This window comes from Streptomyces sp. NPDC059452, from assembly GCF_042750035.1.
Taxonomy (GTDB): Bacteria; Actinomycetota; Actinomycetes; order Streptomycetales; family Streptomycetaceae; genus Streptomyces.
The window spans coordinates 46,481-67,936 of sequence record NZ_JBHYVE010000011.1 but is presented as its reverse complement, the minus strand read 5'-3'; the positions used below and the strand labels follow the sequence as shown (position 1 = coordinate 67,936).

At 69.7% G+C, this 21,456-nt stretch carries 22 protein-coding genes; 19 read left to right on the top strand and 3 right to left on the bottom strand.

Going from position 1 to position 21,456, the window contains the following annotated elements; genetic code table 11:
- Nucleotides 1-133 precede the first annotated feature (133 nt).
- From ACFW9Z_RS16790 to ACFW9Z_RS16705, 18 genes are all read left to right on the top strand, one after another.
- The gene (locus ACFW9Z_RS16790; protein ID WP_384640727.1) at nucleotides 134-1,237 is read left to right on the top strand and encodes an LCP family protein; all 1,104 of its coding nucleotides are present in this window, start codon (nucleotides 134-136) and stop codon (nucleotides 1,235-1,237) included.
- A 148-nt stretch (nucleotides 1,238-1,385) separates the two neighbouring features.
- The gene (gene rpmE, locus ACFW9Z_RS16785; protein ID WP_003966263.1) at nucleotides 1,386-1,610 is read left to right on the top strand and encodes a 50S ribosomal protein L31; all 225 of its coding nucleotides are present in this window, start codon (nucleotides 1,386-1,388) and stop codon (nucleotides 1,608-1,610) included.
- A 156-nt stretch (nucleotides 1,611-1,766) separates the two neighbouring features.
- Nucleotides 1,767-2,843, top strand: coding sequence for a peptide chain release factor 1 (gene prfA / locus ACFW9Z_RS16780; RefSeq protein WP_384640724.1), 1,077 nt, complete (start codon nucleotides 1,767-1,769; stop codon nucleotides 2,841-2,843).
- A gap of 46 nt (nucleotides 2,844-2,889) precedes the next feature.
- Nucleotides 2,890-3,735, top strand: a complete 846-nt coding sequence (gene prmC, locus ACFW9Z_RS16775; protein WP_384640721.1) for a peptide chain release factor N(5)-glutamine methyltransferase — start codon at nucleotides 2,890-2,892, stop codon at nucleotides 3,733-3,735.
- A 52-nt stretch (nucleotides 3,736-3,787) separates the two neighbouring features.
- A complete protein-coding gene (locus ACFW9Z_RS16770; RefSeq protein ID WP_384640719.1) occupies nucleotides 3,788-4,435 on the top strand; it encodes an L-threonylcarbamoyladenylate synthase in 648 nt (215 codons plus the stop codon).
- Nucleotides 4,432-5,073 carry a protein-tyrosine-phosphatase gene (locus ACFW9Z_RS16765; protein WP_084749341.1) on the top strand — a complete coding sequence of 214 codons (642 nt, stop codon included), beginning with the start codon at nucleotides 4,432-4,434 and terminating at the stop codon, nucleotides 5,071-5,073. Before ACFW9Z_RS16770 ends, ACFW9Z_RS16765 begins: the two co-directional genes overlap by 4 nt.
- Before the next feature lie 239 nt (nucleotides 5,074-5,312).
- On the top strand, nucleotides 5,313-6,605 hold the full coding sequence (gene glyA, locus ACFW9Z_RS16760; protein WP_384640716.1) for a serine hydroxymethyltransferase: 1,293 nt from the start codon (nucleotides 5,313-5,315) through the stop codon (nucleotides 6,603-6,605).
- Between the two features lie 85 nt (nucleotides 6,606-6,690).
- Complete coding sequence (locus ACFW9Z_RS16755; RefSeq protein ID WP_384641119.1) at nucleotides 6,691-8,082, top strand: MraY family glycosyltransferase; 1,392 nt, start codon at nucleotides 6,691-6,693, stop codon at nucleotides 8,080-8,082.
- Nucleotides 8,083-8,351: 269 nt separating this feature from the next.
- Nucleotides 8,352-8,792, top strand: a complete 441-nt coding sequence (locus tag ACFW9Z_RS16750) for a hypothetical protein (RefSeq protein ID WP_384640713.1) — start codon at nucleotides 8,352-8,354, stop codon at nucleotides 8,790-8,792.
- Between the two features lie 201 nt (nucleotides 8,793-8,993).
- A complete protein-coding gene (atpB, locus tag ACFW9Z_RS16745; protein ID WP_384640711.1) occupies nucleotides 8,994-9,827 on the top strand; it encodes a F0F1 ATP synthase subunit A in 834 nt (277 codons plus the stop codon).
- 87 nt (nucleotides 9,828-9,914) lie between these two features.
- Nucleotides 9,915-10,145, top strand: a complete 231-nt coding sequence (atpE, locus tag ACFW9Z_RS16740) for an ATP synthase F0 subunit C (RefSeq protein WP_384640708.1) — start codon at nucleotides 9,915-9,917, stop codon at nucleotides 10,143-10,145.
- 41 nt (nucleotides 10,146-10,186) lie between these two features.
- Entirely contained in the window at nucleotides 10,187-10,723 is a 537-nt protein-coding gene (locus ACFW9Z_RS16735; RefSeq protein ID WP_384640705.1) for a F0F1 ATP synthase subunit B, read from the top strand.
- Complete coding sequence (locus ACFW9Z_RS16730; protein ID WP_384640702.1) at nucleotides 10,720-11,535, top strand: F0F1 ATP synthase subunit delta; 816 nt, start codon at nucleotides 10,720-10,722, stop codon at nucleotides 11,533-11,535. The genes ACFW9Z_RS16735 and ACFW9Z_RS16730 overlap by 4 nt, the downstream gene beginning before the upstream one ends.
- Nucleotides 11,536-11,665: 130 nt before the next feature.
- The gene (atpA, locus tag ACFW9Z_RS16725) at nucleotides 11,666-13,237 is read left to right on the top strand and encodes a F0F1 ATP synthase subunit alpha (protein ID WP_384640699.1); all 1,572 of its coding nucleotides are present in this window, start codon (nucleotides 11,666-11,668) and stop codon (nucleotides 13,235-13,237) included.
- Between the two features lie 3 nt (nucleotides 13,238-13,240).
- A complete protein-coding gene (locus ACFW9Z_RS16720) occupies nucleotides 13,241-14,158 on the top strand; it encodes a F0F1 ATP synthase subunit gamma (RefSeq protein WP_384640696.1) in 918 nt (305 codons plus the stop codon).
- Nucleotides 14,158-15,600, top strand: a complete 1,443-nt coding sequence (gene atpD, locus ACFW9Z_RS16715) for a F0F1 ATP synthase subunit beta (protein WP_109979586.1) — start codon at nucleotides 14,158-14,160, stop codon at nucleotides 15,598-15,600. The genes ACFW9Z_RS16720 and atpD overlap by 1 nt, the downstream gene beginning before the upstream one ends.
- A gap of 109 nt (nucleotides 15,601-15,709) precedes the next feature.
- Complete coding sequence (locus ACFW9Z_RS16710) at nucleotides 15,710-16,084, top strand: F0F1 ATP synthase subunit epsilon (RefSeq protein WP_384640694.1); 375 nt, start codon at nucleotides 15,710-15,712, stop codon at nucleotides 16,082-16,084.
- Between the two features lie 141 nt (nucleotides 16,085-16,225).
- Entirely contained in the window at nucleotides 16,226-16,672 is a 447-nt protein-coding gene (locus ACFW9Z_RS16705; RefSeq protein WP_026241075.1) for a DUF2550 domain-containing protein, read from the top strand.
- A gap of 146 nt (nucleotides 16,673-16,818) precedes the next feature.
- Here ACFW9Z_RS16705 and ACFW9Z_RS16700 read toward each other — a convergent pair whose 3' ends face one another.
- The 3 genes from ACFW9Z_RS16700 to ACFW9Z_RS16690 all read right to left on the bottom strand — a co-directional run bounded on the left by ACFW9Z_RS16700 (nucleotide 16,819) and on the right by ACFW9Z_RS16690 (nucleotide 20,717).
- Complete coding sequence (locus tag ACFW9Z_RS16700) at nucleotides 16,819-18,693, bottom strand: glycosyl hydrolase family 18 protein (protein ID WP_384640691.1); 1,875 nt, start codon at nucleotides 18,691-18,693, stop codon at nucleotides 16,819-16,821.
- 177 nt (nucleotides 18,694-18,870) lie between these two features.
- Complete coding sequence (locus ACFW9Z_RS16695) at nucleotides 18,871-19,521, bottom strand: response regulator (RefSeq protein ID WP_384640689.1); 651 nt, start codon at nucleotides 19,519-19,521, stop codon at nucleotides 18,871-18,873.
- A complete protein-coding gene (locus tag ACFW9Z_RS16690) occupies nucleotides 19,518-20,717 on the bottom strand; it encodes a sensor histidine kinase (RefSeq protein ID WP_384640686.1) in 1,200 nt (399 codons plus the stop codon). Before ACFW9Z_RS16690 ends, ACFW9Z_RS16695 begins: the two co-directional genes overlap by 4 nt.
- A 151-nt stretch (nucleotides 20,718-20,868) precedes the next feature.
- Between ACFW9Z_RS16690 and ACFW9Z_RS16685 the strand changes: the two genes are divergently transcribed.
- Nucleotides 20,869-21,447 (top strand): hypothetical protein, encoded by a 579-nt coding sequence (locus tag ACFW9Z_RS16685; RefSeq protein ID WP_384640684.1) that lies wholly within the window; start codon nucleotides 20,869-20,871, stop codon nucleotides 21,445-21,447.
- The last annotated feature ends 9 nt before the right edge of the window (nucleotides 21,448-21,456 follow it).

The window sequence follows — 21,456 nt, the reverse complement described above, 5'->3', positions numbered from 1 at the left end:
CGCCCACCGGGGCCCCACAGGGCCCTGTGCAACCCTTCTTGCTGCTTCGACGTCTGATCAAGAGATGACAAACCGTCCCGGAACCGTCACGGCCGGCGGCGAGGAGCAGTGGAGCGCCGTACGAGGGAGACGTGTGAGCGAGCAGAAGAGAACCCCGGGGCGGATACGCGGCACCGGCACCCGCCGGAAGAAACCCTCCCGCCGTCACCGCGCGAAGGTCATCACGGCCTGGTCGGTGGCGGGTGCGCTGGCCGTCGGCGGGGCCGGGCTCGGATACGCGTACGTCACGCTCGACGGGAATCTCTCCAGCATCGACATCGACGCCAAGCTGGGCACCGACCGCCCCGACGACGTGGACGACGGCTCGCAGGACATCCTGGTGCTGGGCTCCGACTCGCGCTCCGGGGACAACGGGGAGTACGGCGTCGACGAGGGCGGCGCCCGCTCGGACACCGCGATGGTCGTGCACGTCGACAAGGGCCACAAGTCGGCGAGCGTCGTCTCGATACCGCGCGACACCCTGGTCGAACGCCCCGCCTGTACGAGTGACACGACGGGCGCCCCGGTCGGCGCCGCCCACCGGGCGATGTTCAACACCGCCTACGAGGTCGGCGGACCGGCGTGCGCGGTGAAGACCGTCGAATCGATGTCCGGTATCCGCATGGACCACTACATCGAGGTCGACTTCACCGGCTTCAAGAAGCTCATCGACGAGCTCGGCGGCGTCGAGATCACCACGAAGACCGCCATCAACGACTCCAAGAGCCATCTGGACCTGGAGCCGGGCACCCACACCCTGGACGGCGAGGAGTCCCTCGGCCTCGTCCGGACCCGCAAGAGCGTCGGGGACGGCAGCGACCTGGGCCGTATCCAGCTCCAGCAGGCGTTCATCAAGGCGCTGATGGAGCAGGCGAAGAGCGTCGGGCTGTTCTCCAGCCCGACGAAGCTGTTCGGCCTCGCGGACGCCGCCACCAAGGCCGTCACCACCGACTCCGGCCTCGGCTCGGTCCAGAAGCTCACCGGCTTCGCGAACAGCCTCAAGGGGCTGGGCGCGAAGAACGTGCACATGGTGACCCTGCCGGTGGAGTACGACCCGGCCGACCCGAACCGGGTCCTCCCGCAGGAGGAGGCCGGCCGGCAGGTCTGGGAGGCGCTCCGGCAGGACCGGCCGATCCCCGCCTCCGCGACCGAGAAGTCGGCGGGGGACAAGGGCGAGGCCGGAAAGCTTGTCGAGTAGCCGCTCGCGGGGGTACGGGGAATACCTGCGGCCCGCCCCCGGTTTTGGGAGATACGGCCCGTCCTGGCAGACTGGTACGTCGGCCCCGGTTCACGGCCGCGCAAATCCGCGCGGACGACCCGGCGCCCTCCCGAAACTAGGAGACACCTTGAAGCGCGACATCCACCCCGAGTACGTCGAGACGCAGGTCAGCTGCACCTGCGGTGCGTCGTTCACCACCCGGAGCACCATCGACAACGGCACCATCCGTGCCGACGTCTGCTCCGAGTGCCACCCGTTCTACACGGGCAAGCAGAAGATCCTCGACACCGGCGGCCGCGTGGCCCGCTTCGAGGCCCGCTTCGGCAAGGCTGCCGGCTCCGCCAGCAAGTAGCGAGCCACTGCGCCGGTTCCTGGCGCCCTCTTCCCGGGGGCGTCGGAACCGGCGTTTTTTCCGGTCGGGTCTCCGGGGGAGCCCCCGGCCCGGACCCCACCCGGCAGTACGCCCTCCAGCAGGCCCGCAGATTTCAGACCAACCAGGAGCCCCCGAATGTTCGAGGCGGTCGAGGAACTGATCGGTGAACACACCGGTCTTGAGAAGAAGCTCGCCGACCCGTCGGTCCACGCCGACCAGGCCAACGCGCGCAAGCTGAACAAGCGCTACGCGGAGCTGACCCCGATCGTCTCCACGTACCGGGCCTGGAAGCAGACCGGCGAGGACATCGAGACCGCCCGCGAGTTCATCGCGGACGACCCCGACTTCGCCGCCGAGGTCAAGGACCTGGAGAAGCAGCGCGAAGAGCTCACCGAGAAGCTCCGCCTCCTCCTCGTCCCGCGCGACCCCAGCGACGACAAGGACGTGCTCCTGGAGATCAAGGCGGGCGCGGGCGGCGACGAGTCCGCCCTGTTCGCCGGTGACCTGCTGCGCATGTACCTGCGGTACGCCGAGCGGGTCGGCTGGAAGACCGAGATCATCGACTCCACCGAGTCCGAGCTCGGCGGCTACAAGGACGTCCAGGTCGCCGTCAAGACCAAGGGCGGCAACGGCGCGACCGAGCCCGGCCAGGGCGTCTGGGCCCGGATGAAGTACGAGGGCGGCGTGCACCGCGTGCAGCGCGTGCCCTCCACCGAGTCCCAGGGCCGCATCCACACCTCCGCCGCGGGCGTGCTCGTCACCCCCGAGGCCGAGGAGGTCGACGTCGAGATCCACGCCAACGATCTCCGTATCGACGTCTACCGCTCCTCCGGCCCCGGCGGCCAGTCCGTCAACACGACCGACTCCGCCGTCCGCATCACGCACCTGCCGACCGGTGTCGTCGCCTCCTGCCAGAACGAGAAGAGCCAGCTCCAGAACAAGGAGCAGGCCATGCGCATCCTGCGCTCCCGGCTGCTGGCCGCCGCCCAGGAGGCCGCCGAGCAGGAGGCCTCCGACGTGCGCCGCAGCCAGGTCCGTACGGTCGACCGCTCCGAGAAGATCCGTACGTACAACTTCCCGGAAAACCGGATCTCGGACCACCGCGTCGGCTTCAAGGCGTACAACTTGGACCAGGTGCTCGACGGAGAGCTCGACGCCGTCATCCAGGCGTGCGTCGACGCCGACTCCGCCGCCAAGCTCGCCAACGCGTAAGCGCACCGCCCGCCCCGCACACCCGTAAACCGTACGGAGAACCGCGATGAACCTGCTGCTCGCCGAGGTGGCCCAGGCCACCCAGCGGCTGGCCGACGCCGGTGTCCCCTCACCGCGATTCGACGCCGAGGAACTCGCGGCCTTCGTCCACGGCGTGAAGCGCGGCGAGCTGCACGCCGTCCCCGACGGTGACTTCGACGCCCGGTACTGGGAGACGATCGCCCGCCGCGAGGCCCGCGAACCGCTCCAGCACATCACCGGCCGCGCCTTCTTCCGCTACCTGGAGCTCCAGGTCGGACCCGGGGTCTTCGTGCCCCGGCCGGAGACGGAGTCCGTCGTCGGCTGGGCCATAGACGCCGTCCGCGCGATGGATGTCGTCGAGCCCGTCGTCGTCGACCTGTGCACCGGATCGGGCGCCATCGCGCTCGCCATGGCGCAGGAGGTCCCGCGCTCGCGCGTACACGCCGTGGAGCTCTCCGAGGACGCCCTGAAGTGGACCCGGAAGAACGCCGAGGGGTCCAGGGTCACCGTCCACAAGGGGGACGCCCTGAGCGCCCTTCCCGAGCTCGACGGCCAGGTCGACCTGGTCATCTCCAACCCGCCGTACATCCCGCTCACCGAATGGGAGTACGTCGCCCCCGAGGCCCGCGACCACGACCCGGAGATGGCCCTCTTCTCCGGCGAGGACGGCCTCGACACCATCCGCGGCATCGAGCGCACCGCCCACCGGCTGCTCCGCCCCGGCGGGCTCGTCGTCATCGAGCACGCCGACACCCAGGGCGGCCAGGTGCCGTGGATCTTCACCGAGGAGCGGGGCTGGGCGGACGCCGCCGACCACCCCGACCTGAACAAGCGGCCCCGCTTCGCCACCGCCCGCAAGGCCATGCCGTGACCGGCCCCCGGCACCACCACCGCTACCCGTACCCGCTTGAGGAGGCCGGCTGATGGCACGGCGATACGACTGCAACGACGCCACCGACCGGATCAGCGGGCTGCGCGAGGCCGCCTCCGCGATCCGCCGCGGCGAACTGGTCGTGCTGCCCACCGACACCGTGTACGGGATCGGTGCGGACGCCTTCAGCTCCGAGGGCGTCGCCGACCTGCTGGACGCCAAGGGCCGGGGCCGCAACATGCCCACCCCTGTCCTCATCGGCTCCCCGAACACCCTGCACGGCCTGGTCACCGACTTTTCCGAGCAGGCCTGGGAGCTGGTCGACGCCTTCTGGCCCGGCGCCCTGACCCTGGTCGCCAAGCACCAGCCCTCCCTCCAGTGGGATCTGGGGGACACCCGGGGCACGGTCGCCATCCGGATGCCGCTGCACCCGGTCGCCATCGAGCTGCTGACCGAGGTCGGCCCGATGGCCGTCTCCAGCGCCAACCTCACCGGGCACCCGGCGCCGGAGGACTGCGACGCCGCCCAGGGCATGCTCGGCGACTCCGTCTCCGTCTACCTCGACGGCGGGCCGACGCCCGGCATCGTGCCGTCCTCGATCGTCGACGTCACCGGTGCCGTCCCGGTCCTGCTGCGGGCCGGCGCGCTCTCCGTCGAGGAGCTGCGCAAGGTGGTCCCCGACCTTGAGGTGGCCAATTGACCGCCCCCGAGGGGCGTGGCATAGCGGGGCGGACGGACACCTTCCGCATCCTCCACGTCAGCACCGGCAACGTCTGCCGCTCGCCGATCACCGAGCGGCTGACCCGCCATGCCCTGGTGGACCGCCTCGGCGACCCGCTCAGCGGCGGCCTGATCGTGGAGAGCGCGGGCACCTGGGGCCATGAGGGTGCCCCCATGGAGGCCAACGCCGAGGTCGTCCTCGCCGACTTCGGCGCGGATGCCAGCGGCTTCGTCGGCCGCGAGCTGCTCGACGAGCACGTGATCCGCGCCGACCTGGTCCTCACCGCCACCCGCGACCACCGCGCCCAGGTCATCTCCATGGGCCACTCGGCGGGCCTGCGCACCTTCACGCTCAAGGAGTTCACCCGGCTGGTACGGGCGATAGACCCCGCCACCCTGCCCGACCCGCTCGACGAGGGCGTGGTCGAACGCGCCCGCGCCCTGGTCCGCGCCGCCGCCGCCCTGCGCGGCTGGCTGCTGGCCCCGACCGCCGAGGCGGACGAGGTCTACGACCCCTACGGCGCACCCATCACCTTCTTCCGCTCCATCGGCGACGAGATCAACCAGGCACTGGACCCGGTGGTCACGGCGCTCACCGGCGTACGCGCCCCGCACTGACCGGCGTACGCGCCCGGCGCCGAGGAAACGTACGCGCTCCGCGCCCGGCGCCCACCGTCGTACCCGCCCCGCCCCGCGCCCGACCGCCGTACGCGCCCCCCACCGAGCACCGGTACGCCCGGTGCGCCGACCGGCGTACGGGATGCTCCGACAGCGGGCACACCGCCCCGCCCCGTCCTACATTGGAGCTGACACCGGCCCCTCGCCGGCGCACCCTCCTCCAGGCCCGGAGCCGTCCCATGCCGGTCACCTCTCCCGCCGCACCCTCGCCCGTACCCGCGGCCGCGCCGCCCGTGCCCGATGGCCTGCCCCAGGACTTCGGGGCGCTGCTCCGGCAGGACCCGGAGGTCGCCGGGGTCCTGACCGGGGAGCGGGACCGGCAGGCCGCCACCCTCCAGCTGATCGCCGCCGAGAACTTCACCTCGCCCGCCGTGCTCGCCGCGCTCGGTTCCCCGCTCGCCAACAAGTACGCCGAGGGGTACCCGGGCGCCCGCCACCACGGCGGCTGCGAACACGCGGACGCCGCCGAGCGCATCGCGGTCCGCCGGGCCACCGCCCTCTTCGGCGCCGAACACGCCAACGTCCAGCCGCACTCCGGCTCCTCCGCCGTCCTCGCCGCCTACGCCGCGCTGCTGCGCCCGGGCGACACGGTGCTCGCGATGGGACTCCCGTACGGGGGACACCTCACCCACGGGGCGCCCGGCAACTTCTCCGGCCGCTGGTTCGACTTCGTCGGGTACGGGGTGGACCCCACGAGCGGGCTCATCGACCACACCCGGCTCCGCGCCCTGGCCCGCGCCCGCCGCCCCAAGGCGATCGTCTGCGGTTCGATCTCCTACCCCCGCCACCCCGACTACGAGCTGTTCCGGGAGATCGCCGACGAGGTGGGCGCGTATCTGATCGTGGATGCCGCCCACCCGATGGGGCTGATCGCCGGGGGAGCGGCGCCGAGCCCGGTCCCGTACGCCGATGTCGTCTGCGCCACCACCCACAAGGTGCTGCGCGGACCGCGCGGCGGCATGATCCTGTGCGGCGCGGGTCTGGCCGAGCGGATCGACCGCGCGGTGTTCCCGTTCACCCAGGGCGGGGCGCAGATGCACACGGTGGCGGCGAAGGCGGTCGCGTTCGGGGAGGCGGAGACACCGGCGTACACGCTGTACGCGCACCAGGTCGTCGCCCACGCCCGGGTGCTGGCCGCGGGTCTGGAGGCCGAGGGGTTCGAGGTGACGACCGGCGGCACGGACACCCACATCGTCGTCGCCGACCCGGCCCCGCTCGGCGTCGACGGCCGTACCGCCCGCGAACGGCTGGCCGCCGCCGGGATGGTCCTGGACACCTGCGCGCTGCCGTACGGGGAGGCCCGCGGCATCCGGCTGGGGACCGCCGCCGTCACCACCCAGGGGATGGACGAGGGGGACATGGCCCGGATCGCCGCCCTGTTCGGGGCGGCCGTACGGGAGCCGGGCGATGTGAGCCCGATCGCGGCGGAGGTCCATGAACTGGCGATGCGGAATCCGCCGTACCCGGGGTAGACGAGGGTGGTGCAACCATCACCCGTACCGTGGTGTCTCTGTTTCCAGAGACTAGGGTGTGGGGGTTGGATGGCCGGCGAAATCTCTGGGGCAGCCCGTGCGTGATTACCTGCTGACGCTCTGTGTCACGGCTGCGGTGACCTATCTGCTGACCGGACCGGTGCGTAAGTTCGCCATCGCGGTCGGGGCGATGCCCGCGATCCGCGCGCGCGATGTCCACCGGGAGCCGACCCCCCGGCTCGGTGGGATCGCCATGTTCGGCGGACTGTGTGCGGGACTGATCGTCGCCGACCATCTCCACAACCTCCGGAGCGTGTTCGAACTCTCCAACGAGCCAAGGGCGTTGCTCTCCGGCGCCGCCCTGATCTGGCTGATCGGCGTCCTGGACGACAAGTTCGAGCTGGACGCCCTGATCAAGCTGGGCGCCCAGATGATCGCCGCCGCCGTCATGGTCATCCAGGGGCTCACGATCCTGTGGCTGCCGATCCCCGGCGTCGGCACGGTCGCCCTCACCCAGTGGCAGGGCACGCTCCTCACGGTGGCGCTGGTCGTCGTCACGATCAACGCGGTCAACTTCGTCGACGGCCTGGACGGGCTCGCGGCGGGCATGGTGTGCATCGCCTCGGCGGCGTTCTTCCTGTACGCCTACCGCCTCTGGATCGGGTACGGGATCGAGGCGGCGGCCCCCGCGACGCTGTTCGCGGCGATCCTGATGGGCATGTGCCTCGGCTTCCTGCCGCACAACATGCATCCGGCGCGGATCTTCATGGGCGACTCGGGCTCGATGCTGATCGGCCTGGTGCTGGCCGCGGGCGCGATCTCGGTCACCGGCCAGGTCGACCCGGACAGCATGCGGATCTTCTTCGAGGGCAGCGAGCGCGGCGCCACCCACGCGATGCTCCCGGTCTTCATCCCGCTGGTGCTGCCGCTGACGATCATCGCGATCCCGGCCGCCGACCTGGTCCTCGCCATCGTCCGGCGCACCTGGAACGGCCAGTCGCCGTTCGCCGCCGACCGGGGCCACCTGCACCACCGGCTGCTGGAGATCGGCCACTCGCACAGCCGGGCCGTGCTGATCATGTACTTCTGGTCGGCCCTCATCGCTTTCGGCGCCGTCGCCTACTCGGTGCACTCGGCCTCGATGTGGATCGTCTTCGTCATCCTCGCGGCGAGCGCGGTGGGCCTGGTGCTGCTGCTCCTCCCGCGCTTCACCCCGCGCACCCCGCACTGGGCCAACCGCTTCGTGCCGCCGCGCTACCGCCACCGTGCGGCGGAGCGGGCTTCGGCCCCCTCGTACGAGGAGAAGCAGGCTCCCGTGACCTCCGGGGCCCAACAGGGCCTGGAGGGCGCCCAGATGGGCGAGGAGGGGCCGGAACGGGCTCCTGTGGCGGTCGGGGTCTCCGGCGTCAACGGGGCGACCGCGATCGGCCCCCGTTCGCATCTCCCCGAACGCCGATCCATCGACTCCCCGCGCTGACGATTCGGATGCGGCGGTGCATTACCAGACATTGCGCCGTCTTGTCGTGCACACACGCGCGGACTAGCTCTCATGTGTGACAGTTGGCACACTTTCCAGGTAAAGACCTCATCAAATAGTTTGTGATACCGTTCACGAGACCCGGCGACGGAGCCGAAGGACCCTAGTGAGACGGTCCATCGACCCGGAAATCCGCCTCGCGGACCGGGCCTACGCTCGTCCATGACGACGCCCCATTCCTCCCGCTCAAGACCAGTGGAGCTGCCGCCATGCAGTCCGACATGCGCGAAGTACTGCGCATCGCCGCCCCCACCGCCGCAGTGGGCGCCATCGCTACGCTCGTCGGCGGCCTGGTCGCCGGTGGCAAGGGGGCGATCGGTGCCGCGGTGGGCTGCGTGGTCGTCATCCTTTTCATGGCGCTCGGACAGCTTGCGCTCCAGTGGGCCGCCCGGGCCATGCCTCAGCTGTTCCAGGGCATGGGGCTGATGGTTTACTCGGCTCAGCTTCTGTTCCTGCTCATCTTCATCATGGGCATCAGGAACACCTCCCTCTTCAACCTTCAGGCCTTCGCGTTCTCGCTGGTCGCAGCCGTGATCACGTGGATCGTCACGCAGTCGGTGCTCCACTCCCGGAGCAAGATCCTGTACGTCGACCCCGAGGCGGACGACCGGGACCGCCGGGGCGGAGCTGGGGGAGAGCGTGACGAGTAGGGCCGGGATAAAGCCGTGTTCGACGTGCTGCTATCGTCCGGTCTCGGTTGCGGTACTGCGGGCGCGGACAACGGAGCTGTCGCCTGATTCATCGCGAGGCTTCGGGCCCGGCCGCCGCCTCCTCACCGTAAGAACCCCGTCCGGTGCCGACCTGCGGCTGCCAGCCGCTCCGATACAACGAGGTAGCCGTATCCATGCGCCATGCAGAAGGAGCTCCTGGTGACTGCTGACGCCCAGACGCTCGCTTTCGAGGTTGACTGCCACCTGTTCCAGGGCTCGTGCGGTTTCCAAGCCCCGAGCGCGTGGTCGTTCATCTTCGACCCGATCTTCACCATCGGTCCGGTCGAGTTCAACAAGCCGATGCTGCTGGCGATCATCGGAACCATCGCCATCGTGAGCCTGTTCTGGGCCGGCTTCTCCAAGCCCAAGGTCGTTCCGGGCAAGCTGCAGATGGTCGCCGAAGCCCTTTACGACTTCGTGCACCGAGGCATCTCCAAGGAGATCATCGGCAAGAAGGGTGAGCCCTTCGTCCCGCTGCTGGTGTCGCTGTTCTTCTTCATCTGGGTGATGAACCTCTGGGCGATCATCCCGATCGCGCAGTTCCCGGTGACCTCGATCATCGCCTACCCGATCGGGCTGGCCCTGCTCGTCTGGGCCACCTACATGACGGTGACCTTCCGGAACAACGGCTTCGTCGGCGGTATCCGCAACCTGTGCGTGCCGAGCGGCCTGCCCAAGCCGATCTACGTGATCCTGACGCCGATCGAGTTCGTCTCGAACATCTTCGTGCGTCCCTTCACGCTGGCGGTCCGGCTCTTCGCGAACATGTTCGCGGGTCACATCCTCATCCTGGTCTTCACGATCGCGACCTGGTACATGCTCGGCACCGTGCTCGGCACCGTGTACGCCACCGCGTCGTTCGCCGTGACGCTGGCCCTGACCGTCTTCGAGATGTTCATCCAGGCGCTCCAGGCCTACGTGTTCACCGTGCTGACCGCCACGTACTTGTCCCAGGCGCTCGAAGAAGCGCACTGAGGACACCCGGGCCACCACCCGGGACACCCTCCAGACGTCCGGTGGACGCAACCCCCACCGGCCAACCAAGAGAAGGAACACAGGTTCATGTCTCAGACTCTCGCAGCCGTCGCAGGCAACGTCAGCACCATCGGCTACGGTCTCGCGGCGATCGGCCCCGGCGTCGGCATCGGCATCATCTTCGGTAACGGCGTGCAGGCCATCGCCCGTCAGCCCGAGGCCGCCGGCATCATCCGCCAGAACATGCTGCTCGGCTTCGCCGTCATCGAGGCCCTGGCCCTCATCGGCTTCGTCGCGCCCTTCATCTTCCCGAAGTAGTCCAGGCGACCTGACGATACGTTTTCGACGAAAGGTCCACCATGTTGCATCTGGCAGCTGAGGAGCCGCAGTCACCGCTGTTTCCGGTCTGGCCCGAGATCGTCATCGGCCTGATCTGCTTCAGCATCGTCTTCTTCGCCTTCTACAAGAAGCTCCTTCCGGCCATCAACAAGGCCCTGGACGAGCGTCGTGAGGCGATCGAAGGTGGCATCGAGAAGGCCGAAGCGGCTCAGACCGAGGCGCAGAGCGTTCTTGAGCAGTACAAGGCTCAGCTCGCCGAGGCCCGTCACGAGGCCGCTCGACTGCGCCAGGAGGCGCAGGAGCAGGGTGCCGTCATCATCCAGGAGATGAAGGCGGAAGGTCAGCGGCAGCGCGAGGAGATCATCGCCGCCGGCCACGCCCAGATCGAGGCGGACCGCAAGGCAGCCTCCTCCGCGCTGCGCCAGGACGTGGGCAAGCTCGCCACCGACCTGGCCGGCAAGCTCGTCGGTGAGTCCCTCCAGGACCACGCCCGGCAGAGCGGCACCGTCGACCGTTTCCTCGACGAGCTCGAGGCGAAGGCCGAGGCTGCCCGATGAACGGTGCGAGCCGTGAGGCACTGGCCGCCGCACGCGAGCGGCTCGACGCGCTGACCGACAACACGTCGGTCGACGCGGCGGAGCTCGCCGGCGACCTGGCATCGGTCACCGCGCTGCTCGACCGCGAAGTATCCCTGCGCCGGGTCCTCACGGACCCGGCCCAGAGCGGCGAGAGCAAGGCCGAGCTGGCCGCGCGCCTGCTCAGCGGTCAGGTCAGCGGCGAAGCCGTCGACCTGGTCTCCGGGCTGGTCCGCTCCCGCTGGTCGCAGTCGCGTGACCTGGTGGACTCGGTCGAGGAGCTGGCCAACACCGCGGACCTCACCGCCGCCCAGCGCGGCGGCGCCCTCGACGACGTCGAGGACGAGCTGTTCCGGTTCGGCCGGATCGTCGGCTCCGACCAGGAGCTGCGTGCCGCGCTCACCAGCCGTACGGCCACGGCCTCCGCCAAGGGCGAGCTGCTCCGCAGCCTGCTCGGCGGCAAGGCGCAGCCGGTCACCGAGCGGATCATCGTCCGCCTGGTGACCCAGCCGCGGGGACGTAGCCTGGAAGCAGGGATCGAGTCCCTGTCCAAGCTCGCCGCGGAGCGCCGCGACCGCGCGGTCGCCGTCGTCACCTCGGCGGTGCCGCTCAGCGACCGGCAGAAGCAGCGCCTCGGCGCCGCCCTGGCGAAGCTGTACGGCCGCGAGATGCACCTGAACCTGGACGTGGACCCCGCGGTCCTCGGCGGGATCTCGGTGCGTGTCGGTGACGAGATCATCAACGGCACCGTCGCGGAACGCCTCGAAGAGGCGACCCGTCGCATGGCCGGCTGACACAGCGCAAGAGAACAAGCAAGACCAGCGGCCCGGTTGGGCCGTGCAGAAATTGCAGAAGATTCCTGGGGGTCGGCCCCCAGACCCCCTTAAGAAACTTCGGGCCCAACAAGGAGAGCAGGGAACCCAGATGGCGGAGCTCACGATCCGGCCGGAGGAGATCCGGGACGCACTGGAGAACTTTGTCCAGTCGTACCAGCCGGACGCGGCCTCGCGCGAGGAGGTCGGAACGGTCAGCGTTGCCGGCGACGGCATCGCGAAGGTGGAGGGCCTGCCCTCCGCCATGGCGAACGAGCTGCTGAAGTTCGAGGACGGAACCCTCGGTCTCGCCCTCAACCTTGAGGAGCGCGAGATCGGTGCGATCGTCCTCGGCGAGTTCAGCGGAATCGAGGAGGGCCAGCCGGTGCAGCGCACCGGTGAGGTGCTCTCCGTAGGCGTCGGCGAGGGCTACCTCGGCCGCGTCGTCGACCCGCTCGGCAACCCGATCGACGGCCTCGGCGAGATCGAGACCGACAGCCGCCGCGCCCTCGAGCTGCAGGCCCCTGGCGTCATGGTCCGCAAGTCGGTGCACGAGCCGATGCAGACCGGCTACAAGGCCGTCGACGCCATGGTGCCGATCGGCCGCGGCCAGCGTCAGCTGATCATCGGCGACCGTCAGACGGGTAAGACCGCTCTGGCCGTCGACACGATCATCAACCAGCGCGACAACTGGCGCTCGGGCGACGTGAACAAGCAGGTGCGCTGCATCTACGTCGCCATCGGTCAGAAGGGCTCCACCATCGCCTCCGTGCGTGGTGCGCTCGAAGAGGCCGGCGCGCTGGAGTACACGACCATCGTCGCCGCCCCGGCGTCCGACCCGGCCGGCTTCAAGTACCTGGCGCCGTACACCGGTTCGGCCATCGGCCAGCACTGGATGTACCAGGGCAAGCACGTCCTGATCATCTTCGACGACCTCTCGAAGCAGGCCGACGCCTACCGCGCCGTGTCCCTGCTGCTGCGCCGCCCGCCGGGCCGTGAGGCCTACCCGGGTGACGTCTTCTACCTGCACTCGCGTCTGCTGGAGCGCTGCGCCAAGCTCTCCGACGAGATGGGTGCCGGTTCGATGACGGGCCTCCCGATCGTCGAGACCAAGGCGAACGACGTGTCGGCGTTCATCCCGACCAACGTCATCTCCATCACCGACGGCCAGTGCTTCCTGGAGTCCGACCTGTTCAACGCGGGTCAGCGTCCGGCGCTCAACGTCGGTATCTCGGTCTCCCGAGTCGGTGGCTCCGCCCAGCACAAGGCCATGAAGCAGGTCTCCGGCCGGCTCCGCGTGGACCTCGCCCAGTACCGCGAGCTGGAGGCGTTCGCCGCCTTCGGTTCCGACCTGGACGCGGCCTCGAAGGCCTCGCTGGAGCGCGGTAAGCGCATGGTCGAGCTGCTGAAGCAGCCGCAGTACGCCCCGTTCCCGATGGAGGAGCAGGTCGTCTCCGTCTGGGCCGGCACCACGGGCAAGATGGACGACGTCCCGGTCGAGGACATCCGTCGCTTCGAGGCCGAGCTGCTGGAGTACCTGCGCCGCGAGCGCAAGGACCTCCTGACCAGCATCGCCGAGGGCGGCAAGATGTCCGACGACACGCTGCAGTCGATCGCCGACGCGATCGCCGCCTTCAAGCAGCAGTTCGAGACCTCGGACGGCAAGCTCCTGGGCGAGGGCTGATCGATGGGCGCTCAGCTTCGCGTTTACAAGCGCCGCATCCAAGCCGTCACCGCGACCAAGAAGATCACCAAGGCGATGGAGATGATCGCCGCCTCGCGCATCGTCAAGGCGCAGCGCAAGGTGGCGGCGTCGATGCCGTACGCGACCGAGCTCACCCGTGCGGTGACCGCGGTGGCGACCGGCTCCAACGCCAAGCACCCGCTCACCACCGAAGCCGAAGCGCCGACCCGCGCCGCGGTCCTGCTCGTCACGAGCGACCGCGGTCTGGCCGGCGGCTACTCCTCCAACGCCATCAAGGCGGCGGAGCGGCTGCGGGAGCGCCTTGCCGACGAGGGCAAGGAGGTCGACACGTACATCGTCGGCCGCAAGGGTGTCGCGTACTACGGCTTCCGCGAGCGCAAGGTCGAGGAATCCTGGACCGGCTTCACCGACAACCCGGCGTACTCCGATGCCAAGAGCATCGCCGCCCCGTTGATCGCGGCCATCCAGAAGGAGACGGCCGAGGGCGGCGTCGACGAGCTGCACATCGTCTTCACGGAATTCGTGTCGATGATGACGCAGAACGCGACGGACGACCGGATGCTGCCGCTTTCGCTCGACGAGGTCGCGGAGGAGAGCACCCGCAAGGGCGAGATCCTTCCGCTGTTCGAGTTCGAGCCGTCGGCCGAGGACGTCCTCGACGCCCTTCTGCCGCGGTACGTCGAGAGCCGTATCTACAACGCACTGCTGCAGGCTGCCGCTTCCGAGCACGCCGCCCGCCGCCGCGCGATGAAGTCGGCCACCGACAACGCCGGGGACCTCATCAAGAGCCTGTCCCGGCTTGCCAACGCGGCCCGCCAGGCCGAAATCACCCAGGAAATCAGCGAGATCGTCGGCGGTGCCAGTGCTCTGGCCGACGCGACCGCGGGGAGTGACAAGTAATGACGACCACTGTTGAGACGGCCGCTGCCACGGGCCGCGTCGCCCGGGTCATCGGCCCGGTCGTCGACGTGGAGTTCCCCGTCGACGCGATGCCGGACATCTACAACGCCCTTCACGTCGACGTGGACGACCCGGCCGAGGCCGGCGCCCGCAAGACGCTGACCCTCGAAGTCGCCCAGCACCTGGGTGACGGCGTGGTCCGGGCGATCTCCATGCAGCCCACCGACGGCCTGGTCCGCCAGGCCCCGGTGACCGACACGGGCACGGGCATCACCGTCCCCGTCGGTGACGTGACCAAGGGCAAGGTCTTCAACACCCTCGGTCAGATCCTGAACGAGCCGGAGGCCGAGGCGCAGATCACCGAGCGCTGGCCGATCCACCGCAAGGCCCCGGCCTTCGACCAGCTCGAGTCCAAGACCGAGATGTTCGAGACCGGCCTGAAGGTCGTCGACCTGCTGACCCCGTACGTCAAGGGCGGCAAGATCGGTCTGTTCGGTGGTGCGGGCGTCGGCAAGACGGTCCTCATCCAGGAAATGATCATGCGTGTGGCGAAGCTGCACGACGGTGTGTCGGTGTTCGCCGGTGTCGGCGAGCGCACCCGTGAGGGCAACGACCTCATCGACGAGATGACCGAGTCGGGCGTTCTGGACAAGACCGCGCTCGTCTTCGGCCAGATGGACGAGCCGCCGGGGACGCGTCTGCGCGTGGCCCTGTCCGCCCTGACCATGGCGGAGTACTTCCGCGATGTGCAGAAGCAGGACGTGCTGCTCTTCATCGACAACATCTTCCGCTTCACGCAGGCCGGTTCCGAGGTCTCCACGCTGCTCGGCCGCATGCCGTCCGCGGTGGGTTACCAGCCGACCCTGGCCGACGAGATGGGTGTGCTCCAGGAGCGCATCACCTCGACGCGTGGTCACTCGATCACCTCGATGCAGGCGATCTACGTCCCCGCGGACGACCTGACCGACCCGGCCCCGGCCACCACGTTCGCCCACCTCGACGCGACGACGGTGCTCTCCCGTCCGATCTCGGAGAAGGGCATCTACCCGGCCGTGGACCCGCTGGACTCGACGTCCCGCATCCTGGACCCGCGCTACATCTCCCAGGACCACTACGCCGCGGCCAGCCGCGTCAAGGGGATCCTGCAGAAGTACAAGGACCTCCAGGACATCATCGCGATCCTCGGTATCGACGAGCTGGGCGAGGAGGACAAGCTCGTTGTCCACCGTGCCCGTCGCGTCGAGCGCTTCCTGTCGCAGAACACCCACGCCGCCAAGCAGTTCACCGGCCTGGACGGTTCGGACGTTCCGCTCGACGAGTCGATCGCCGCGTTCAACGCGATCTGCGACGGGGACTACGACCACTTCCCCGAGCAGGCGTTCTTCATGTGCGGTGGCCTGGACGACCTCAAGGCGAAGGCCAAGGAGCTCGGCGTCTCCTGAGCCTCCGGCTCACCGAGGGGGGTGGGTGTGGTCCCACCCCCCTCACCACGCCCCGTAGAATTGAACCGACACCCGGCCGGGCGGCCGGGTGGTGACCCGAGGAGTCTCCTTGGCTGCTGAGCTGCATGTCGAGCTGGTCGCCGCGGACCGCAGCGTCTGGTCCGGCGAGGCCACGCTGGTCGTGGCGCGCACCACGTCCGGCGACATCGGCATCATGCCCGGTCACCAGCCGCTTCTCGGTGTGCTGGAATCGGGCCCGGTGACGATCCGCACGAGCGACGGCGCCACCGTCATCGCCGCTGTGCACGGTGGTTTCATCTCGTTCGCCGACAACAAGCTGTCGCTGCTGGCCGAGATCGTCGAGCTGGCGGACGAGATCGATGTCCAGCGCGCCGAGCGTGCGCTGGAGCGCGCGAAGTCGGACGCGGACGCCGCCGCCGAGCGGCGCGCCGAGATCCGTCTGCGTGCGGTGGCGGTGCTCTAGCACCCCCACGAACAGATGTTTTTACTCAGCCGCGGCCCGAGCTGGAATTTCCAGCCGTGTCGCGGCTGAGGCGATGCAGGTGCAATTCAGTTCGAATCGGTTCGTTTTCCGTTACTCGACGATGCGAGGAGGTCGGTGGAGATGGTCCTCGCGTTGTGGGTGGGCGTGTCCGTCGTCGTGCTGGTGCTGGTGGGGCTGTTCGTCTTCGGTCTGCGCCGGAGGCTGATCCAGCGGTCCGGGGGCACGTTCGACTGTTCCCTCCGCTGGGACGTCTCCGAGGAGCCGGACCCCTCCGGCAAAGGCTGGGTCTACGGGGTCGCCCGCTACAGCGGTGACCGCGTCGACTGGTTCCGTGTCTTCTCCTACGCTCCTCGCCCCCGCCGGGGCCTGGAGCGTTCTGCGATCGAGGTGATCGCCCGCCGGCTGCCGGAGGGCGAGGAGGAGCTCGCGCTGCTGTCCGACTCCGTCGTGCTCGGCTGTCTCCACCGGGGGACCCGCCTGGAGCTGGCGATGAGCGAGGACGCCCTGACCGGCTTCCTCGCCTGGCTGGAGGCGGCACCGCCCGGCCAGCGGGTCAACGTGGCGTAGGCCCCCGTACACATCAGGGCGGCACGTACGTACACAGCGGGGACTCCCCCCGTACACAGCGAAATACCGGGGAGACGGGGGGCGGACCCGTCTCCCCGGTGCTTTTCCGGGGTGGTGCTGGAGTTACGGCGTGGGGATGACCGCCGCTACGGCTGGAGGCCGCCGTGGATCGCGCTCACCAGTTCACCGTTGCTGGTGTCACCGGAGAACTCCCAGAAGAACGCGCCACCCAGGCCCTGGTTCTTGGCCCAGGTCATCTTGGTGCCGATGGTGGCCGGGGTGTCGTAGCTCCACCAGTTGTTGCCGCAGTGGGCGTAGGCCGTACCGGCGATGGTGCCGGTGGCGGGGCAGGTGTTCTTGAGGACCTTGTAGTCCTCGTTGCCCGCCTCGTACGTGCCCGGGGCCGCGCCGGTCGCCGTGCCGCCGGGGGCGGACTGGGTGACGCCGGTCCAGCCGCGGCCGTAGAAGCCGATGCCGAGGAGCAGCTTCTCGGCCGGGATGCCCTTGCCCCTGAGCTTGGCGATGGCGTCGGCGGAGGTGAAGCCCTGCGTCGGGAGGCCGGGGTACGAGGTCAGCGGGGAGTGCGGGGCCGTCGGTCCCTTGGTCGCCCACGAGCCGAAGAAGTCGTACGTCATCACGTTGTACCAGTCCATGGACTTGGCAGCGCCCGCGTAGTCGGCGGCGTCGATCTTGCCGCCGTCCGAGCCGTCGGCGGTGATGGCGGCGGTGACCAGGTTGTTGGGACCGAACTTGGCCCGCATGGCGTCGGCCATCACCTTGATCGCGGCCGGGCCGCTGTTGTCACAGGTCAGACCGCAGGCGTTGGGGTACTCCCAGTCCAGGTCGATGCCGTCGAAGACATCGGCCCAGCGGGGGTCCTCGACCAGGTCGTAGCAGGACTGGGCGAAGGCGGCGGGGTTCTGGACGGCCTGGCCGAAGCCACCGGACCAGGTCCAGCCGCCGAAGGACCAGAGGATCTTGATGTGCGGGTAGGCGGCCTTCAGCTTGCGGAGCTGGTTGAAGTTGCCGCGCAGCGGCTGGTCCCAGGTGTCGGCGACGCCGTCGACGGACTGGGCCGCGGTGTAGGCCTTCTCGTAGTCGGCGTAGGCGTCACCGATGGTGCACTTGCCGTTCTGCACGTTGCCGAAGGCGTAGTTGATGTGCGTGATCTTCGCCGCGGAGCCGGACGTCACCAGGTTCTTGACGTGGTAGTTGCGCCCGTAGGTGCCCCAGTTGGTGAAGTAGCCCAGGTTGATCTTGTCGCCGGGCGGGGGCGGGTCGTCGCCGCCGGTGGTGCGGACCGAGACGGAGGCGGAGACCGGGCCGACCTGGTCGATCGTGTCCCGGGCCTGGACGGCGTAGGTGTAGTCCGTGCCGGCGGTCAGACCGGTGTCGGTGTGGGTGGTGCCGGTGACCGTGGCGACCTTGGTGCCGTTGCGCAGGACGTCGTAGTTCTTGACGCCCTTGTCGTCGGTGGCGGCGCTCCAGCTGAGCCTCACCGAGGTGTCGGTGACGTTGCTGGTGGTGGGGGTGCCGGGGGCCGAGGGCGGGTTGTCGCCGGGGATGACGGAGCCGTCACAGGAACCGCCGTTCAGCTTACAGCCGCTGGGGGCGCCGGGGCCGGAGCCGTTGAAGCCGAAGCTGACGCTGGCACCGGGGGCGATGTTCCCGTTCCAGCCGAGGTTCTTGGCGGTCCAGCGGTTCCCGGAGCTGGTGACGGTGGCGTCCCAGGCGGAGTTGACGCGGGTCCCGGTGGGGTAGTCCCACTCGATGGTCCAGGAGGAGAGGGCCGTGGTGCCGGTGTTCTTCACCGTCCACTGGCCCTCGAAGCCGCTGCCCCAGTCCGACTTCTTGGTGAACGTGGCGGTGGCCGAGGTGGCGGCCGCGGCCGGAGTGGCGAGCCCCACCATCGCGGCGAACGGGACGGCCAGGGCGGTGAGGCCGGCGATGACCTTGGATCTGCCGTTTCTCAGGGGTATCCATCTGAATCGTGAACGGCGCTGGGGGGTTTCAGTACTCAACGGTGCTCCTGGGGTGAGGTCCAGCAACGGGGGTAATTCGTGGACTGCAAACCCTGCGCCGCCCTGAGTACGGGTGCTCTCGTACTCACCGCAGTGTGTGATGGGTGACACTAGGAAGGTCTGGACCAATCGTCAAGAGGTCTGGACCAAAGATCAGAGGTCCGGGAGCGGCCCGGATCAGACCCCCAACTCCTGTGCCAGTACGGCCGCCTGGACCCGGCTCCGCAGCCCCAGCTTGGCCAGCAACCGGCTGACGTGCGTCTTCACCGTCGCCTCGGCCATCGAGAGCCGCAGCGCGATCTCCGCGTTCGACAGCCCCTCGCCCAGACACCCCAGCACCTCCCGCTCGCGCCGGGTCAGGGCGTCCAGCACCGCCGGATCGGCCGCACCCGCGTGACGTACGCTTCGCGCCCCCGCGAACTCCGCGATCAGCCGGCGCGTCACGGCCGGGGCGATCAGCCCCTCGCCGCGCGCCACCGTCCGTACCGCCTCCAGCAGGTCGTGGGCGTCGGTGTTCTTCAGCAGGAAGCCCGAGGCCCCCGCCCGCAGCGCCCCGAACACGTACGCGTCCAGGTCGAACGTGGTCAGGACCAGGACGTCGGCCAGCTCCTCCGCCACCACCTGCCGCGTCGCCGACACCCCGTCCAGCCGGGGCATCTGTACGTCCATCAGGACCAGATCCGGCCGGATCTCACGCGCCAGCCGCACCGCCGCCTCACCGTCCTCCGCCTCCCCGACGACCTCGATGTCCGGCGCGCTGGAGAGGATCAGCACCAGCCCCGCGCGCACGGCCGCCTGGTCCTCGGCCACCAGTACCCGGATCGTCATTCCCGCATCTCCCTTTCCCGTACGGGCAGTTCGGCCCGTACCCACCAGATCTTGGTGTCGTCGCCGTCCGGCTCGGCCCGCGCCCGGAACGTTCCGCCGAGCAGCGCCACCCGCTCCCGCATCCCCACCAGACCGGCGCCCGAACCCGGCGCCGTGGGCCCGGGGCGGCTGCCGAACACGCTGGTCACCTCGACCGTCAGCACCTCGTCGGCAAGGTCGAGCCGCACGGTCACCGGCCCCGGAGCGGCGTGTTTGAGGGCGTTGGTCAGGGACTCCTGCACGATGCGGTACGCGGCGAACTCGACCGGTGTCGGCAGCGGACCGGCGCTCCCCGCGCGGGAGTCCCGGAGCGTGCAGACCAGCCCGCCCGGCGCGCCGTTGGTGTTCGTCTGCTCGATCAGGGCGTCCAGGGAGACGAGCGTCGGCGCGGCGGCCGGGGCACCGTCCTCCCCGCCCTCGCGCAGCAGCCCGATCAGCCGCCGCATCTCCGCGAGTCCCTCGACGCTGTTCTCCCGGATCACCTTCAGCGCGCTCCGCGAGGTCTCCGGATCGTCGATGGACAGGGCCGCCGTGGAGTGGATCGCGACGGCGGAGAGGTGGTTGGCCACCATGTCGTGCAGCTCCCGCGCCATCCGGGCCCGCTCGGCGACCACCGCCTGGATCCGGTCCATCTCGGCCAGCCGCGCGGTCTGTTCGGCGGCCAGCCGGGCGGCCTCGGCGGCGGCGCGGTGGCTGCGGACACTGACCCCGGTCAGGGCGGGAATGAAGCAGACCAGCCCGATGACGACGCCGATCAGCAGCGCCTCCGGGGTGCGGAACCAGGCCAGGAAGCCGATCGTGGACGCGATGGCGATCAGGAGGGTGGCCACCGGGAGACGGCGGGCGGCGGCGGGGGTCCCGTACAGCACGGCCGCGTACATGACGTCCGTGAACATCAGGACGGTCGCCAGATTCCCCCGGGTGAACTGGTCCGTGATCAGCGCGAGCGCGGCGACGGTCAGCGCCGTCCGCGGGGCGCTGCGCCGCAGCAGCTCCATCGAGGCCATCACGGTCAGCGGTACGAGGGTGATCCAGGGTGCGTAGAAGGGGCGGCCGCCCTGGGTGTGGAGGCCGAGCAGCCACAGGATCAGGCCCCCGGCCAGCCCGGAGACGGCGAGGAGCACATCGTCGCGGCGGGGGCGGAGCGAGGAGGGCACCCCTCCATCCAACACGCACCACCGCCGCCGGGCCTCCCTTCGCAGGCCGATGCGCGACTACATCGAAGGATGCAGCCCCGTTTCGTCACTGCCGACGACGCCTTCCCGCCCCGGGGACGGGAGGCTGAAGGGGAACGGGAGGAGAGAAACGGTGATCGCCCTACTGATCGTGCTCTGCGAGGTCGCCTTCTGGGTGCTGCTGGCCGCCGGGCTCGCGCTGCGGTACGTCGCGAAGAAGCCGAAGCTCGGCGCGGCCGTGCTGCTCTGCGAGCCGCTGCTGGAGGTCGTACTGCTGGTGGTGACGGCGGTCGACCTGAAGAGCGGGGCCGAGCCCGACTGGAAGCACGGTCTGGCCGCCGTCTACATCGGCTTCACGGTGGGCCTCGGCCACCACACCATCAAGAAGGTGGACGCCTGGGTCGCCCACCGCTGGTTCGGCGGCCCGCCCCCGGTGAAGGCGCCGGAGTACGGCCGGGCCCGCGCCGTCCACGAGTGGCGCTCGGCCGCCCGCTGGGTGCTCGCCGGAGTGACCGCGGTGGCGCTGCTCCAGGCGGCGGTCTGGTACGTCGGCCCCGGCGGGGACATCAGCACGCTGCGGATGTGGCAGCAGAAGATGGGCTGGGTGATCGGCATCAGCACGGCCGTCGCCGCGTACTACACGCTCTTCCCGAAGCGGGCCCCGGAGGGCCACGAGGAGACCGCCGCCGAGCGGGAGCCGGCCGAGAAGTAGGACGGCCCC

Excerpts from the sequence above, each read along its gene's own strand:
- prfA (WP_384640724.1), top strand. The coding sequence starts at position 1,767 with ATGTTCGAGGCGGTCGAGGAACTGATCGGTGAACACACCGGTCTTGAG.
- prmC (WP_384640721.1), top strand. The coding sequence starts at position 2,890 with ATGAACCTGCTGCTCGCCGAGGTGGCCCAGGCCACCCAGCGGCTGGCC.
- ACFW9Z_RS16770 (WP_384640719.1), top strand. The coding sequence starts at position 3,788 with ATGGCACGGCGATACGACTGCAACGACGCCACCGACCGGATCAGCGGG.
- glyA (WP_384640716.1), top strand. The coding sequence starts at position 5,313 with ATGCCGGTCACCTCTCCCGCCGCACCCTCGCCCGTACCCGCGGCCGCG.
- ACFW9Z_RS16750 (WP_384640713.1), top strand. The coding sequence starts at position 8,352 with ATGCAGTCCGACATGCGCGAAGTACTGCGCATCGCCGCCCCCACCGCC.
- atpB (WP_384640711.1), top strand. The coding sequence starts at position 8,994 with ATGCAGAAGGAGCTCCTGGTGACTGCTGACGCCCAGACGCTCGCTTTC.
- atpE (WP_384640708.1), top strand. The coding sequence starts at position 9,915 with ATGTCTCAGACTCTCGCAGCCGTCGCAGGCAACGTCAGCACCATCGGC.
- ACFW9Z_RS16735 (WP_384640705.1), top strand. The coding sequence starts at position 10,187 with ATGTTGCATCTGGCAGCTGAGGAGCCGCAGTCACCGCTGTTTCCGGTC.
- ACFW9Z_RS16730 (WP_384640702.1), top strand. The coding sequence starts at position 10,720 with ATGAACGGTGCGAGCCGTGAGGCACTGGCCGCCGCACGCGAGCGGCTC.
- atpA (WP_384640699.1), top strand. The coding sequence starts at position 11,666 with ATGGCGGAGCTCACGATCCGGCCGGAGGAGATCCGGGACGCACTGGAG.
- ACFW9Z_RS16720 (WP_384640696.1), top strand. The coding sequence starts at position 13,241 with ATGGGCGCTCAGCTTCGCGTTTACAAGCGCCGCATCCAAGCCGTCACC.
- atpD (WP_109979586.1), top strand. The coding sequence starts at position 14,158 with ATGACGACCACTGTTGAGACGGCCGCTGCCACGGGCCGCGTCGCCCGG.
- ACFW9Z_RS16705 (WP_026241075.1), top strand. The coding sequence starts at position 16,226 with ATGGTCCTCGCGTTGTGGGTGGGCGTGTCCGTCGTCGTGCTGGTGCTG.
- ACFW9Z_RS16695 (WP_384640689.1), bottom strand. The coding sequence starts at position 19,521 with ATGACGATCCGGGTACTGGTGGCCGAGGACCAGGCGGCCGTGCGCGCG.